Annotated in this window: 4 protein-coding genes; all 4 read left to right on the top strand. The window is 73.7% G+C overall.

Translation table 11 applies throughout. The features are described 5' to 3' along the window. Positions 1-11 precede the first annotated feature (11 nt). The 4 genes from AC07OH_RS11300 (at position 12) to AC07OH_RS11285 (ending at position 16,088) form a co-directional block, all read left to right on the top strand. Entirely contained in the window at positions 12-734 is a 723-nt protein-coding gene (locus AC07OH_RS11300) for a secretin and TonB N-terminal domain-containing protein (protein ID WP_495300682.1), read from the top strand. 5 nt (positions 735-739) lie between these two features. Next, positions 740-1,300, top strand: coding sequence for an RNA polymerase sigma factor (locus tag AC07OH_RS11295; RefSeq protein ID WP_070061200.1), 561 nt, complete (start codon positions 740-742; stop codon positions 1,298-1,300). Further along, positions 1,287-2,288: a FecR family protein gene (locus AC07OH_RS11290; RefSeq protein WP_495300681.1), complete on the top strand. Its 1,002-nt coding sequence runs from the start codon at positions 1,287-1,289 to the stop codon at positions 2,286-2,288. The genes AC07OH_RS11295 and AC07OH_RS11290 overlap by 14 nt, the downstream gene beginning before the upstream one ends. A gap of 153 nt (positions 2,289-2,441) precedes the next feature. After that, complete coding sequence (locus tag AC07OH_RS11285) at positions 2,442-16,088, top strand: filamentous hemagglutinin family protein (protein ID WP_495300680.1); 13,647 nt, start codon at positions 2,442-2,444, stop codon at positions 16,086-16,088. The last annotated feature ends 228 nt before the right edge of the window (positions 16,089-16,316 follow it).

Below are 16,316 nucleotides of genomic sequence, written 5' to 3'. Positions count from 1 at the left end.
TCCTCCGTCACATGACACGTACTTCCGCATCGGGCGGTGGCCTGACACTGTCCTGGTGCCTGGTCATGGCGCTGGTGATGTGCGCCGCCCACGCCGCGGCAGCCGACGACCCGGCGAGCGACGCGCCGGCGCTGCATTTCGACCTGCCGGCGCAGCCGCTGGCACGCTCCCTCGCCGTCTTCGGCCACCTCACCGGTCACTCGGTGCTCGTCACCAGCCGCCTCACCGACGACCGCGAGGCGTCGCCGGTGCAGGGCGACTTCGCACCGCGCGACGCCTTGCAGCGGATGCTCGTGGGCACCGGGCTGGTGGCGCGCTACACCGGCGCCAGCGCATTCACGCTCGTGCCGGCGCCGTCGGCGACTGCCGTCCCGGACGAACGCGCGCCGGCGGGTGCCCCCACGGCCGGCAACGTCCCGGCCTTGCAGGCCTACGCGGCCGTGCTGCAGGGGGCGGTCACGCGCGTGTTGTGCATCGCGCAGCCCGACGCCTTCGGCCGCTACCGGCTCGCGGTCCAGTTGTGGATCGACCCGGCGGGCGCCGTCACCGAGGCCCGCCTGCTCGAGGGCAGCGGCGTGCCCGCGCGCGATGCCACAGTGCTCGCCAGCCTGCGTACGCTCGGCCTGGACACAGCGCCGCCGGCCACGCTGCCGCAACCCGTCACGCTCCTGCTGACGCCGCGCCCCGACCCGGCGCGCGACTGCCGGCCGTACCTGCGCGCGCGCGCAGGCTGAGGCGTATGTCCGAATCGATCAAGGCCTCGCTGCGTGCGCTGTTCCTCGCGCGCTATGCCCAGTTCCGCAAGCACCTGCACCACCGCCTCGGTTCGGAAGACCTCGCCAACGACGCGCTGCAGGAGGCCTACCTGCGCGTGGAGAACTCGACCGTGCGCAGCGCCGTGCGCTACCCCTCGGCCTACCTGTTCCGCATTGCGCTCAACGTGGCGGAAGACCAGCGCAAGAGCAACGCGCGGCTGCTGAGCGTGGGCGAGGTCGAGGCGCTGTACGACATGGCCGACGAGGCCGCCGACCCCGCGCGCGGCGCCGAGGCGCGCAACGAACTCGAGGCGCTCGAGCGCGCGCTGGCCGAGCTGCCGCGCCGCCGCCGCGCCATCGTGCTGGCTGCGCGCGTCGACGAGATGCCGCACAAGGACATCGCGGCGCGCTACGGCGTGTCGGCGCGCACGGTCGAGAAGGAATTGCGCGCCGGCCTGGAACATTGCTGCGAGCGGCTCGGCCGGGATTTCATCCAGCGCTTCGGTCCTGGCGCCGGAAAACAGTCTCCCCATGATGACCGCTGAAGAACCCCAGGCGACCGAGGCCATGAAGCAGACCCTGCAACGCGAAGCGCAAGCCTGGGTGGTGCGGCTCGGCTCGCAACAGGCCACCGAAGACGACGCCCAGGCCTTCCGGCTCTGGTGCGCGCGCAGCCGCGCGCACGCGCAGGCCTTCGTGCAGGCGCGCCAGGTGTGGCAGGCCATGGCGCCGGCCGCGCAGCGCGTGCGCCAGCAGGAGGCGCGCGAGGCGGCCCGCCGTCGTTTGCCGGTGCCCGGACGCCGCGCCTTCCTGGGCGGTGCGGTCGCGGCGTCGGTCGCCTACCTCGCGGTGTCGCCGCCGCTGGCGCTGTGGCCCTCGGTCGCCGAATGGGGCGACGACTACCGCACCGCCACCGGCGAGCAGCGCGAGGTCGCCATGGGCGACGGCGTGGTGCTGCAGATGAACACGCAGACGCGCATCAACCTGCGCCGCGGCGCGACGGAGAGCGCGGGCGAAGCCATCGAACTGGTGTCCGGCGAGGCCGAAGTGCTGGCCGGCGGCCCGGCCTCGGCGCGCGTCACGGTCGCGGCGGGCGGCGGCACGGTGTCGGCCACGCGTGCGCGCTTCAACATCCGACACCTCGACGGCGAGGTCTGCGTGACCTGCCTCGCGGGCCAGGTCGACGTGGCGCAGGGCACGCAGCAGGCGCGGATCGACGCAGGCCGGCAGCTGCGCTACGGCCCTGCGGGGCTCGGCGTCGTGACGGGCGTGGACACCGGCCCCGTCGTCGCTTGGCGCCGCCGCCAGCTCGTGTTCGACCAGGTGCCGCTGTCGCAGGTGGTGGCCGAGGTCAACCGCTACCGCCACGGCCGGCTCATCCTCACGAACGAGGCGCTGGGCCGCAGCCGCGTGCAGGCCAGCTTCTCCATCGACCGGCTGGACGACGTGGCCTTTCTCGTGCGGGACGTGTACGGCGCCGAGCTCACGCAACTGCCCGGCGGCATCGTGCTGCTGGGCGCCGCCAGCGCCTGAAGTGCGTCGCAGCGTGCCGATCCGCGTGTTCGTGAAGATTTCGTGACATGGTGCAGTCGCGCCGGACCTTCGCTGTCATAGCTCGGTAGTCCACGGGCCCTTGCGCTTCGTGGCCCCGATCGAGCAACGAAACACGAACCCATGGAAGTCCGCATGCAACGCAGCAGCCGCCGCACGGTGTCCCGGCGCAATCCGCCGAACGCGTCCTCTTCTTCTTATTCGTCCGCTGCATTCGCGCAGGTCCGGCTCACGCCGCTGGTGCGCGCCATCGCGCTGCTGCTGGCCGGCGGCGCCGCGTTCGACGGCGCGCAGGCGCAGCAGGCGTTCAGCGGCGCATGGATGGCACAGAAGAACATGGCGCAGAGCACCGCGCTCGCCACCGGCCGCCTGCCCAACGGCCTGCCGGCCGCGATGCTCGCGGGGCCGCAGGCGCAGCAGCAGCGTGCGAACGAACAGCTGCAGCAGTCCCTCGGCAACCTGAACCTGGCGGCGCGCGCCATCGCGGCGCAGCAGTCGGCGCAGGCTGCGGCACGCGCCGCCGCGCAGCACGATCCGTCGGTGCCCGACGGCCTGGCCGAAGGCGGCCTGAAGGTCGACACGAACGCGCTCACCGCCGGCTGGCACAACGCGCGCCCGCTGACGGGTGATTCGCAGAAGAACGTCGATGGCCGCACCGTGGTCACGGTCGCGCAGACGGGCGACAAGGCCATCCTCAACTGGGAGACCTTCAACGTCGGCAGGAACACCACGGTGAAGTTCGACCAGCAGGCCAGCTGGTCGGTGCTCAACCGCGTGAACGATCCGAAGGCGCGGCCCTCGCAGATCCAGGGGCAGATCCAGGCCGACGGCACGGTGATGGTCGTGAACCGCAACGGCATCGTGTTCAGCGGGAGCAGCCAAGTCGACACGCGCAACCTCGTGGCCGCGGCCGTGGGCATGAGCGATGCGCAGTTCAAGCGCGGCCTGTACAGCGAAACGCGCGGCAGCACCCAGGTGCCGGTGCTGGCCAACGACCTGGTGCTCCACGCCACCGGCGCCACGCACGGCGCGGCCACCGCCGACGTGGTGGTGGAGCCCGGCGCGCGCATCGCCACGCGCCGGCCCACCAGCGTCACCGAGGGCGGCGGCTACGTGCTGCTGGCCGGGCGCGAGGCGCACAACCACGGCAGCATCACGACCGCCAACGGCCAGACCGTGCTGGCCGCCGGCGACGCCTTCGTGATCCGCAAGGGCATGGGCACCGACGGCAACAGCGACTCGAGCACGCGCGGCAACGAGGTCGATCCGCTGCGCCTGGCCGGCAGCGCCGCCGGCCGCGTGCGCAACACCGGCCTGATCGCCGCGCCGACCGGCGACGTGACCCTGGTCGGCAAGACCGTGGAGCAGCAGGGCGTGCTGCTGTCCAGCAGCTCGGTCAACACGCGCGGCACGCTGCACCTGCGGGCGGTGGGCGAGGCCGGCGAGGCGCGCGTCACGCTGGCGCCGCAGAGCACCAGCGCGATCGTGCTGGAGAACGACGGCGCGACCGCGCTCGACGTGCAGCGCGACACCCTGCTGAAGGACTCGATGCGCCTGAGCGACGGAGGCTACAACCGCCGCGACCAGTCGCTGGTGAAGATCGACTCGGCCGGCGACATCGACTTCGACGGCGGCTCGCTCACCCTGGCCACCGGCGGCCAGGTGCAGGCGCGCGCCGAGCGCCGCACGCGCGTGGCCAGCGGCGCCGCCATCGACGTGGCCGGCGCGGTCGGCGTCGGCGTGGCCATGGCGTCGAACAACGTGAAGATCAACGTGCAGGGCAACGAGCAGCGCGACGCGCCGCTCAACCGCGACGGCAAGCGCCTGAACAACCTGGACATGTGGATCGATCGCCGCGACCTCGTGCGCGTGGCGGCCGGCGTCAACGGCTATGTCGGCGAACGCTGGTACACCGGCGGCGGCCTGCTGGAGGTCGGCGGCTACCTCAACACCGACGGCCACACGGTCGGCGAATGGGCCGCGTCGGGCGGCACGGTGGCCTTTGCCGGCGGCGAGCTGGTCACGCAGCGCGGCTCGCGCATCAACGTGGCCGGCGGCACGCTCGACGTGCAGACCGGCCGGCTGCAGCAAAGCTGGCTCAAGGGTCCCGACGGGCGCCTGTACAACCTGTCGACCGCGCCGGCCGACATCGTCTACACCGGCCTGTACCGCGGCTTCGAGGACGAGCACGCGCGCTGGGGAAAGACCACCACCGGCTACTTCTACAACCCGCTGATCGCGCCGCGCGAGCGGCTGGAAAACGGCTACACCGTGGGCCGCGATGCGGGCCAGGTGCAGGTCGGCACGCGCGCCGCGGTGCTCGAAGGCGACATCGACGCCACCGTGTTCCAGGGCGAGCGCCAGCAGCGCAAGCGCGATGCCGGCCTGGACAGCTACCGCCAGCTGCAGACCGCGGCCCCGCTGGCCGGGCGCCTGGTCATCGGCGGCGTGGCGCCGGTCTACGACGCCGCCACCGGCCTGCTGCGCGACAACCCGTCCGCGCGGGTCGACCGCGTCACCTTCGCCGAGGCGCCCGCCGCGCTCGCCGATGCGCTGGCCGCCGGCGAGGCGCTGCCGAAGGACCTTGCGGGCCATGTGCGCATCGACAGCCAGTGGCTGCAGCGCCAGCGCCTGGGCGGCGTCGTCGCCTATGCGAACGACACGGTGGCGGTGACGTCCGCGCTCGCGGTCGCGCCCGGCGGCAGCATCGCGCTGCACGCGCCCACGGTGGCGGTGGACGCCGACCTGGTTGCGCGCGGCGGCAGCATCGCGCTGGGCGACCTGGTCAGCCGCTTCGCCAGCGCCAACGGCGGCAGCTGGGTCGACATCTCCATTGCCGACGTGCTGCCGGTCGGCTACGCGCCGCGCGTGGCGGTGGGCGAGGGCGTGCGGCTGGATGCGCGCGGCCTCTGGAGCCACATCGCGCAGTCGCCCGACCGCATCGAGGGCCTGCCCTACGTGGACGGCGGGCAGGTCACGCTGCGCAGCACCGGCGATGTGGTGCTCGGTGCGCGCAGCCTCGTCGATGTGTCGGGCGGCGCGGCCCTGCTGGCCGGCAACGAACTGCGCGGCGGCCGTGGCGGCGACGTGACGCTGATGGCGGCCCAGCCCGGCAACGAAGGCGCGGGCCCCGGCACGCTGCGCATGGACGGCGAGGTGCGCGGCCACGGCGTGAAGGGCGGCGGCAAGCTGACGCTGGCCAACGGCGCGGCCATCGGCATCGGCGAGCTGCCCGCGGGCGGCGACGGGCAGCTCGCGGCGGGGCGCAGCAGCACCGTGCACCTGCGGCTGGCCGGCGACTACGTGATCGCGGCCGGCAGCGAAATCCCGATGGACTTCGCCGTCACGGTGTCGCGTGCGCTGCCGGGCGAGGCGCTCAAGGAGAGCGTGCAACCCGGCGTCAGCAACGCGCGCACCGTCATCACCGGCGCCGACTGGGTGGTGCCGTCGGGCACGCAGGCGTTCCTGCTCGACGGCAAGGGCTACGAGCCGGGCCAGACGGTGCCGGCCGGCAGCGTGCTGGCGGCCATCACCCTGCTGTCCCAGGGCTACGTGCTGCCCAAGGACGTTTTCCCCTCGGGCCTGCCGATCCCGCCCAAGACCACGTCGTACAAGGCCGGCACGGTGGCCGCCGCCGACACCGTGATGCCCGCGGGCACGCCGATCGTCGCCGGCACCGCGCTGCCGCGCGCGGTCGCGGTGCAGCCGCTGCTGCGCCTGGACACCGACTTGTTTCACAGCGGCTTCGCGCAGTACACGGTGCGCGGCCAGGACGGCGTGGCCGTGGCCGACGGCGCGCGCGTGGACGTGCGCATGCCGGTGCAGCGCTTCGACCCTGTCGCCGGCGCGCTCGCGCCCACCGGCGCCGACCCGTCCGTCGCGCTGCCGCTGTGGATGCCGCCGGTGTACCAGGACGACCCGGTGAAGCAGAAGCTCACCCAGCGCGCCGGCGCCGACCTGACGCTGGAGGCCGGCACGCGCTACCAGCGCGCGCCGCTGGTGGTGGGCGAGGGCGCCCACATCGCGCTCGACCCCGGCCGCACGCTCACGCTGCGCGGCAACGACCAGATCACGGTCGATGGCACGCTCTCGGCCTGGGGCGGGCGCGTCGCGCTGCTGCCGGGCGAGCACGGCATGGGCAACGCGCGCAACCTGGCCGACGGCATGCCCAACGCGCGCTCGTACTGGATCGGCGAGCACGCGCTGATCGACGCCGCCGCGCGCCCCGTGGTGGCCACCGACGCGCGCGGCCATCGCTACGGCCAGGTGGCCAACGGCGGCACCATCGAGATCGGCGGGCGCCATGTGCTCGATGCCACGCAGGTGGACGCGGCCGATGCCTTCGTGGTGCTGCGCCCCGGCGCGCGGCTGGAGGCCTCGGGCGCCTCGGCGACGCTCGACCTGCCGGGCCGTGGCGCGACCGAGGTCGCCAGCCACGGCGGCACCATCGCGCTGAGTTCCTTCCGCGGCCTGTTCCTGGACGGCGACATGCGCGCCGCGGCGGGTGGCGCGGGCGCGGCCGGCGGCATGCTGGCGCTGAACCTGGACACGCCCATCTACGGCACGGTGGCACGCTACAACCTGAAGGGCGAGAACGTCGACGACGCGGTGCGCGTGCCGCGCGAGATGCTGCTGGCGCAGGTGCAGGGCCGCAGCGCGGTGGCTGACGCCGCCGGCCTGCGCCCGGGCCAGGCGCACGGCGCGCTGGCCTACGGCACGGCGCGCATCGGCGTCGACCGCATCCACGACGGCGGCTTCGACAACCTGTCGCTGCTCAGCCACGGCATGCTGTCCTTCGACGGCAGCGTCGATCTCTCGCTGGGCCAGAGCCTGCGCCTGACCACCACCGCGCTGGCCCTGGCCGAAGCGTCCGCGCCCGACGCGCGCGTGGCCCTGGCGGCGCCCTACATCCGCATGGCCGCCAGCGGGCGCACCCAGCCCGACGACTACATCCTGCCCAACCCGGTGCTCGGCTCGCGCAACGCCGGCGGAGGGGCCGGCACGCTGGGCGTGCCGCTGGTGTCGGCCGGCAGTTCGCTGCGGCTGGACGCGCAGCTCATCGACCTGGCGGGCATGGTGCAGCAGGGCGTGCGCGGCACCATCGTGCGCAACGTGCCCGAGGATCTGGTCGTGGAGCGCAACGCCTTCGACCGCACGCTGCTGCGCAGCAGCGGCGACCTGCGGTTCTCGAACAACGCCAGGTTCTACGTGCCGGGCGACCTCACGCTGGCGGCGGCGCAGATCTATCCGGCCACCGGCGACAGCGGGCTGGTGCAGGTCGGCCAGCGCAACGTCATCGACAAGTGGGGCACCCGCCAGGCCGAGATGGACATGAACCGCCGGCTGGTGATCGAGCGCGTGGGCGACACGCCGGCCATGCCGCAGTCGGCCTTCGGTTCGCTCACCTTCCACGCCGCCCACATCGAGCAGCGCGGCGTGCTGCGCGCGCCGCTGGGCGGCATCGCGCTGGGCAGCGTCTTCGGCGACACCTCCACCAGCACCGTGCAACTGCATGCGGGCAGCCTGACCTCGGTCAGCGCCGATGGGCTGCTGATGCCCTACGGCGGCACGCAGGACGGGCTGACCTATCTCTTCAACGGCAAGGACGTGGCCTACCGCGTGCCCGGCGTCGGCCCGGCCATCACGCTGTCCGGCCACGCGGTGGACGTGCGCGAGGGCGCGGTGCTCGACATGTCGGGCGGCGGCACGCTCACCGGCACCGCCTTCCTGGCCGGGCGCGGCGGCTCCACCGACGCGCGCATGCACCCGCTGGTGCAGGTGGGGGCGCAGCGCAAGGGCTTCGTGCTGCCCGGCCTGGCCACCAACCCGGTCTATGCCATCGTGCCGGGCGTGCAGCCGCTGCAGGCGCCGCTCGGCGCCGAGAAGGGCGCGAGCGATCCGGCGCTGGGCCGGCAGATCACCATCGGCGCCGGCGTGCCCGGCCTGCCGCCGGGCCGCTACACGCTGATGCCCTCTACCTACGCGCTGCTGCCCGGCGCCTTCCGCGTCGAGCTCAACGGGCTGGCCGCGCAGGTCGGCGCGCCGGGCAGCGCCACGGCGATGCGCAACGGCTCCTACACCGCGCCCGCGCAGCTGGGCGTGGCCGGCACCGGCATCCATGATGCGCTGCCGCTGCAGGCGGTGTTCACGCCGGGCGACGTGCTGCGCACCTACGCGCAGTACAACGAGACCGGCTACGCCGACTTCGCCGTGGCGCAGGCGCTGCGCGACGGCGTGCCGCGCCCGCTGCTGGAGCGCGACGCCAAGGCGCTGCGCTTCCAGTTCGGCCTGAAGGGCTCGGCGGGCGAGATGCCCGGCGAACCCGCGCTGCGCTTCGCCGGCACCGCGCGCTACGCCACGGTGGGCGACGGCATGGGCGGCACGGCGCTGGTGCTCGGCGGAACGGCGCGCTCCTTCGAGGTGCTGGGCGACAGCGCCGCGCCCACGCCGGACTTCAAGGGCACCTCGCTGCATGCGCGCGACCTCAACGCCATCGGCGCCGCGCAGCTGGCCATCGGCGGCGCGCCGGCGGGCACCTTCGTGCAGGACCCCACCGCGGCCGACCGGCTGAAGGACGCCAACCGCCTGGGCTTCAGCAGCGCCGCCGAGGGCATCGTGCTGCGCGAGGGCGCGGTGCTGCGCGCGGGCGAGGTGTTCCTGGTCACCGACCGCCGCGATTCGGGCATCACCGTCGAGTCCGGTGCCGGCATCGACACGCTGGGCCGCGGGCCGGCGGCCTGGGACTCGCGCCGCGGCTACATCTACGAGCCGGGCTTGCGCAGCGTGCTGGCGGTGTCCAACGGCTGGATCGACATCCAGCCACCGTCCGCGTCCAGCGGCGGCCAAACGGGCCCCGGCCGCATCGACATCGGCGTGTGCACCCCCAGCGGCAGCTGCAGCGCCGGCGCGCGGCTGTATTCCGAAGGCACCATCACCGCCGCCACCGACCAGGCCTTCACGCTGGGCGAAAGCACGCGCTACGGCACGCGCAACCTGGTGCTGGCGCTGGGCGGCATCAACGTCGGCGGCGAACGCGCGCTGGGCGACGCCGCCGCGCGCGGCGCGTTGCCGCCGGGCCTGACGCTGAACCAGTCGGTGCTCGACCGCCTGCTGCGCGGCGACACCAGCACCGGCGCACCGGCGCTGGAGAACCTGGTGTTCACCGTGCGCGACGCAGTCAACTTCTTCGGCTCCACGCAGCTGTCGACCATCGACCCCGTCACCGGCCAGTCGACGATCGCGCGCCTGATGCTGACCACGCCCGCGATCTACGGCTGGGGCGACGCCGACAGCGTGGCGCGCATCCACACCGACGTGCTGGTGTGGAACGGCACGCGCACGCCGCCCGGCCTGGTGGCCACAGGCGGGGCGGGCACCGGCAGCGGCCGGCTGCAGATCGACGCCCGGCGCATCGAACTGGGCGCCGCGCGCGACATGCGCGTGGACACCGTGCACGACATGGACCGGCTGGTGCTGGGCTTCGGCGAGGTGCAACTCAACGCGAGCGAGCAGGTCACGGCGCGCCAGAAGGGCTCGCTCTCGGTCTACCAGTCGCAGGGCGCGTGGGACGAGGCGGCCAAGGGCTACGTGCGCACGGGCGGTGCGCTGCGCATCGACACGCCGCTGTTGACCGGCGAGGCCGGCTCGGTGATGCGCTACACCGCCGGCGGCGACGTGCGCGTGGCCGCGCCGCAAGGCATGCGGCCGGCCACGATGACCGACGCCGACGCGTCGCGCGCGCTGGGCGCCGAGATCGCCATCGACGGGCGCAGCGTGGCGCTCGACACCGCGGTGGTGCTGCCCAGCGGCAAGCTGGTGCTGCGCGCCGACGGCGATGTGCAGCTGCACGACGGCGCGCGGCTGGACCTGGCCGGCCGGCGCCTGCGCTTCTTCGACGTCGACAAGTACAGCTGGGGCGGCGACGTGGAGATCGAAAGCCGCACGGGCAACGTGCGCCAGGCCGCGGGCGCGCAGATCGACCTGTCGGCGCAGAACAACCGCGCCGGCCGGCTGGCCGTCACCGCGCTCGGCGCGGGCGCCGGCAGTGTCGAGCTGCTGGGCCGCATCGCCGGCAGCAGCAGCGGCGAGTACGACGCGGGCGGCACGGCGGTGCCCTACGCGGCGGGGCGCATCGACGTGCGCGCGCAGCGCCTGGCCGACTTCGCCGGCCTGAACCGCCGCCTGACCGACGGCGGCGTGGTCGGCGAGCGCAGCTTCCAGCTCAAGCAGGGCGACCTGGTGGTGGGCGACGAGCTGAAGGCGCGCGAGATCAACCTCTCGGTCGACGGCGGCCACCTCACCGTGGCCGGCACCGTGGACGCCGGCGGCGTGCAGGTCGGCAGCATCCGGCTGGCGGCGCGCGACGGCGTCACCATTGCCGGCAACGCGCTGCTCGATGCGCACGGCACGCGGCTGCGCGTGGACAGCTACGGCCAGGCCATCGAGGCGCCCAACCGCGCCACCATCGAGATCGACAGCGGCCAGGGCCGCCTCGTGCTGGAGAGCGGCGCGCGCATGGACCTGCGCGCCGGCACCGACGGCACGCCGCGCGCCTTCGGCACGGTGGAGCTCAACGCGCCGCGCCTGGGCGGCGCGCGCGGCAATGACATCGACATCGACGCCGGCGGCACGCAGCGCATCGAGGGCGCGCGCACGATCACCGTCAACGGCTTCTTCCGCTACGACGACGCGCCCACGGGCACCGACCCGGACATCAGCGGGCGGCCCTACCAGCGCATCGACCAGGCCTACCTGCAGGCCAAGCACGAGGACAGCACGGCCTTCATGCGCAACGTGCTGGCCAACGGCGCGCTGGTCGACGGCCGGCTGGCCGGCCTGCGCGCGTACGGCGATGCCTTCCACCTGCGCCCCGGCGTGCAGATCGTGAGCCGCACGCCCGATGGCGACCTGCAGATCGACGGCGACCTCGACCTTTCGGCCTTTCGCTACGACAGCCTCAACGCGCGCACGCAGCGCACCGGCGTCTACGGCTCGGGCGAGGCCGGCGCGCTGGTGATGCGCGCGGGCGGCAACCTGAAGATCCACGGCAGCATCAACGACGGCTTCGACACCTCGGCGCTGCCGGCCACGCGCGACGACGACGGCTGGGTGCTGCTGAAAGGGCGCGTGCCCTTCGGTGGCGACGTGGTGGTGCCGCGCGGTGGTGCCGTCACGCTGGCCGAGAACACCTTCCTGCAGCCCGGGCGCGCGCTCAACTTCCAGGCGCCGCTCAAGGCCATGAGCCTGGCCGCCGGCACCGTGCTGCCGGTGCGCGCGGTGCTCACCGAGGGCTACACGCTGCCCGCGGGCACGGTGCTCGGCGGCGCGGTGCGCGATGCGTCGGGCCAGGTCCTTCATGCGGCCGGCACCGTGCTGGCGCAGCCGCTCGTGCTGGGCGCGAACATGCAGCTGGACCCCGGCGTGCGGCTGGCGGGCGCGGCCAAGGTCGGCCCGATGCTGTGGCCGGTCGGCGTGCCGCTGCCGTTCCCCGACGGCGCCGTGCTGGACGTCAACCAGCCGCCGTTCTACCGCTACAACGGCCCGGTGCTGGCGCGCGAGGTGCCGCTGCAGCGCGGCGCCGTCATCCCGGCCGAGACGGTGGTCGTGTTGCCTGGCGGCGCGGCGTCGGTGCGGCTGCGCCTGGCCGATGGCGACGGCAACCAGGGCCGCAACTTCGCCATCGCGCCGATGCTGGCCGAGGGCTCGCAGTCGTGGTCGATGCGCCTGGTGGCCGGCGCCGACACGCAGGCCGCCGACAGCCGCGCGCTGCAGCCGCGCGGGCCGCAGCGCGACCTGCTGCTGGCCGACACGCACTACGGCAACGCCTTCACGAAGCAGCTGGTCTCCGGCGGCAAGGTGTGGTCCTGGAACCAGCAGGCGGCCGACGAAGGCTGGGGCAGCTTGGGCAGCATCCTCACGCCGGAGGAGGTGTCCTGGGGCATGTGCGACATCGGCTATTGCGACCTGGTCTCCGAAACCCCCGAGGTCTGGGACTTCAAGTCCTACCCCGTGCGCCAGCCGCTGTTCAGCGTGGTGCGCACCGGCACCGGCGACCTGGACCTGCTGGCCGGCAACGACTTCACGCAGCGCTCGCCCTACGGCATCTATACCGCCGGCACCCGCGCCGCGGCGCGCGCCGACGACGCCGACTTCCACCTGCCGCGCGCCAAGGGCCCGCAAGGCACGGTGCTCAACGGCGGCTACGACATCTTTGAGCAGTTCGTCGACAGCCAGAGCCTGTACCGCGCCTGGTACCCCGACCACGGCGGCAACCTGCGCATGCGCGTGCAGGGCGATGCGCGCGGCGACACCATCGGCGTGCGCGGCAACATGCGCCGCACGACCGACGAACTGGGCGTGTTCCGCAAGCAGATGCCCAGCGCCATGCTCGGCAACTGGCTGTGGCGCCAGGGCACCGGCAGCGTGGTGCCGGGCGCCGAGGGCGTGCCCACCGCGTGGTGGATCAACTTCGGCAGCTACGTCGCGGGCCACGAAGGCACGACCTACGACCTCGGCGGCCTCTGGCCCTACCTGGTCGGCTTCACCGGCATCGGCACGCTGGGCGGCGGCAACCTGGTGTTCGAGACCGGCGGCAACGCCGGGATGATGGAGCAGATGGGCGACCACAGCGCCACCTACGTGGCGCGCAGCCAGGGCCTGCATCTCGCCGTGGGCAGCACCGGCCGCGTGACGCGCGCGGGCGAGCTGCTGCTGACCGGCGGCGGCGACCTGGACGTGCGCATCGGCGGCACGCTGAACCCGGCGCCCGAGGTGCGCGCGGTGCCCGCCAGCACCACCTGGCAGGCCGGCAGCCTCCAGCGCTACGACCGCATGCGGCTGGACCTGAACGGGGTCTTCGCCAACCTGCGCGGCGCGCTGCGGCTGGAAAGCGGCGCGGTGGGCGGCATCGAGCTGGACTTCGGCACGCCCGGCCCGAAGGACTCGCGCGCGCTCAGCCCCTACGTCGCGGGCTCGTCGATCGCCTCGGGCGGCCCGGTGCTGATCCCCGGCGATGCCGGCGTGCGGCTCGACGCGCGCGGCGACCTGGTGCTGGGCGGCGTGGCCGATCCGGGGCGCGTGCCCACGCTCACGCACGGCACGCCCTTCAGCGCCAACGGCACGCAGCACCCGGGCGAGGGCTGGACCTGGTTCTCGCTGTGGACGCCGTCGACCGCGATCGACCTCTTCAGCGCCGGCGGCAACCTCACGCCGACGCTGGGCTGGACCGACCTGGGCGATCGCACCAACCACCAGGCGACCGATGGCCGCTTCGTCTACCCGGCGGTGCTGCGCGCGCTGGCGGCCAGCGGCAGCCTGTACTACGGCAGCGCGAGCTCGGGCGTGCGCGACGAGTCGAGCAACGGGCCGGTGCTGTCGCCCTGGAGCCTCACGCTGGCGCCGTCGCCGGTCGGCCCGCAGTACGCGGTGAAGCGCACCGCGCAGCTGGAGCTGCTGGCGCGCGACTCCATTCACGCGGCGGGCTACACCGTCACGCCCTCGGGCGCCGATCCGTCGCGGCTGGTGGACCCGTTCCAGCCGGGCTTCGCCGCGCTGGGCGGCGAACTCTGGTACGGCCGCGAGCTGATCCACAACACGGCCGCCGACGCGCTGCTGCCCTCCATTGCACTGGACGGCCAGAATTCGTCGCTGCGCTTTCCGCTGTTCACGCTCACCTCGCCCAGCGTGGCCGACGTGGCGCCGGCGGGCCAGCCGCCGTCGCGCTTCTATGCGCTGGAGGGCGACATCGTGGGCCTGCGCACCGGCTCGATCGTCTACCGCGGCTCCAACACCGGCGTGGCGACGCCGAACGGGCTCTGGTACGAAGGGGCGGGCCCGGTGGCGATCCGCGCCGGGCGCGACATCGTCGGCGCCGGCACCGCGCTGGGCGAGGTCGATCTGGTGCCGTCGGAGGGCGCGGGCTGGCGCGGGCGCGACTTTCCCGGCCGGCCGGAACTGCCGCCGCAGCCGCAGCCGCTGAACGCCGCTTCGGCGCGCGGCAACCTGATCGTGCACCGCCACGCCGACGACGTGTCGGTGGTGGAGGCCGGGCGCGACATCCGCAACAGCAGCTTCCACATCGCCGGCCCCGGCGAGCTGGTACTGAGCGCCGGGCGCGAGCTGTACATGGCCGACAAGGGCGAGCTCAAGAGCCTGGGCGCCATCGTCAACGTGAAGCCGGGCGACCGCAGCAGCGGCGCCGGCATCTCGGTGGCGGTGGGCGTGGGCCGCGACGGGCCGGACTGGGCCGGCTTCGCCGCGCGTTATCTCGACCCCAAGCGCCGCGCCGCCAGCGGCCAGCCCTTCGCCGACCAGCCCGGCACCGCGCTGTACAGCTACGGCGGCGAGCTCACGCTGGCCGGCTGGCTGTCGCAGCAGTTCGGCTACGGCGGCGACGAGGCCGGCGCCGATGCCTACCTGAAGCGCAAGCAGGCCGAGATCGACGGCCAGCGCAGCGAAGGCGGCGGCAGCACGCGCCGCGACCTGGTGCGCGAGTTCGGCCTGGCCGAAGGCCTGCACCTGGTGAACTGGCTGCGCGAGCGCTTCGGCGGGCGCAACAGCCAGGGCCGCCACTTCGACGCCGCCACCATGGACGCGCAGGCCTTCTTCGCCGCGCTGCCGCCCGAGCAGCAGCAGGTGTACCTGCGCAACGTGTACTTCGCCGAGCTGCGCGCCGGCGGGCGCGAGTACAACGAAGAGGGCGGTCCGCGCCGGGGCAGCTACCTGCGCGGGCGCGAGGCCATCGCCACGCTGTTCCCGGCGCAGGGCGCCGACGGCGGCGCGCGCCGCTACCAGGGCGACCTGACCATGTTCAGCAGCGCCAACTACTACGTGAGCAGCTCGGACCCGTTCACCAAGCGCCCGCAGGCCGGCAAGAGCTACCTGCGGCGCGACGCCTGGACGGCCGCCGGCCGGCCCAGCGACATCGGCGTGTACGACGCGCTCGATGCCGGCATCCACACCAACTTCGGCGGCAACGTGAACATCCTCGTGCCGGGCGGGCGCACGCTGGTGGGGGTGGACGGCGGCTTCGTGCCGGGCGAGGGCTCGGGCGTGCTGACGCAGGGCGCGGGCGAGGTGCAGATCTACTCGCTGGACAGCATCCTGCTGGGCCAGAGCCGCATCTTCACCACCTTCGGCGGCGGCATCCTGGCCTGGTCGGCGCAGGGCGACATCAACGCCGGGCGCGGCTCCAAGTCGACCGTGGTCTACACGCCGCAGCGGCGCCTGTACGACGACGCCGGCAACGTCAGCCTGTCGCCGACCACGCCCAACACCGGCGCCGGCATCGCCACGCTGAACCCGATCCCCGAGGTGCCGCCGGGCGACATCGACCTGATCGCGCCGCTGGGCACCATCGACGCCGGCGAGGCGGGCATCCGCGTGTCGGGCAACGTGAACCTGGCGGCGCTGCGCGTAGCCAATGCCGAGAACATCCAGGTGCAGGGCAAGTCCACCGGCGTCCCGGTGGTGGCGGCGGTGAACGTGGGTGCGCTCACCAACGCCAGCGCCGCCGCCTCGCAGGCCGCCACCGCGGCGCAGGACGCCGTGCAGCGCGACCGCGCGGCCCAGCGCCAGGCGCTGCCCTCGGTGTTCACCGTGCGCGTGCTCGGCTTCGGCAACGAACCCGCGGGCGGCGAGGGCGGTGGCGCCGGTGCCGGCCGCGAGCGCAGCGGCGCGGCCTACGACCCCAAGGGCGTGGTGCAGGTGCTCGGCGCGGGCGCGCTCACGACCGCGCAGATGCAGTCGCTCACGCCGGGCGAGCAGCGGGGGCTGAAACGCTGAGCGGCTGAACCTTTGCGCTACCCGCGCCGGCGAAAAAACAGAAGGGCCTCCCATGCGGAGGCCCTTCTTCTTATGTGCGTGAAACCCGCCGCGCCGGACCTCGTGCCGATTTCTTGATGAAGTTTTCGTGACAAACGACAGTCGCCGCGCACGCCGTGCGTCTAGGTATCGGTACGCAGCAGCGACATGAAGGCTCTCCACCATGAGCCGCTGCCACGCGAGCTTCAT

It is taken from the genome of Variovorax sp. GW821-FHT10C12, assembly GCF_059415405.1.
Note: the sequence above shows the minus strand (reverse complement) of the source record. Positions and strands in the feature narration are given on the sequence as shown.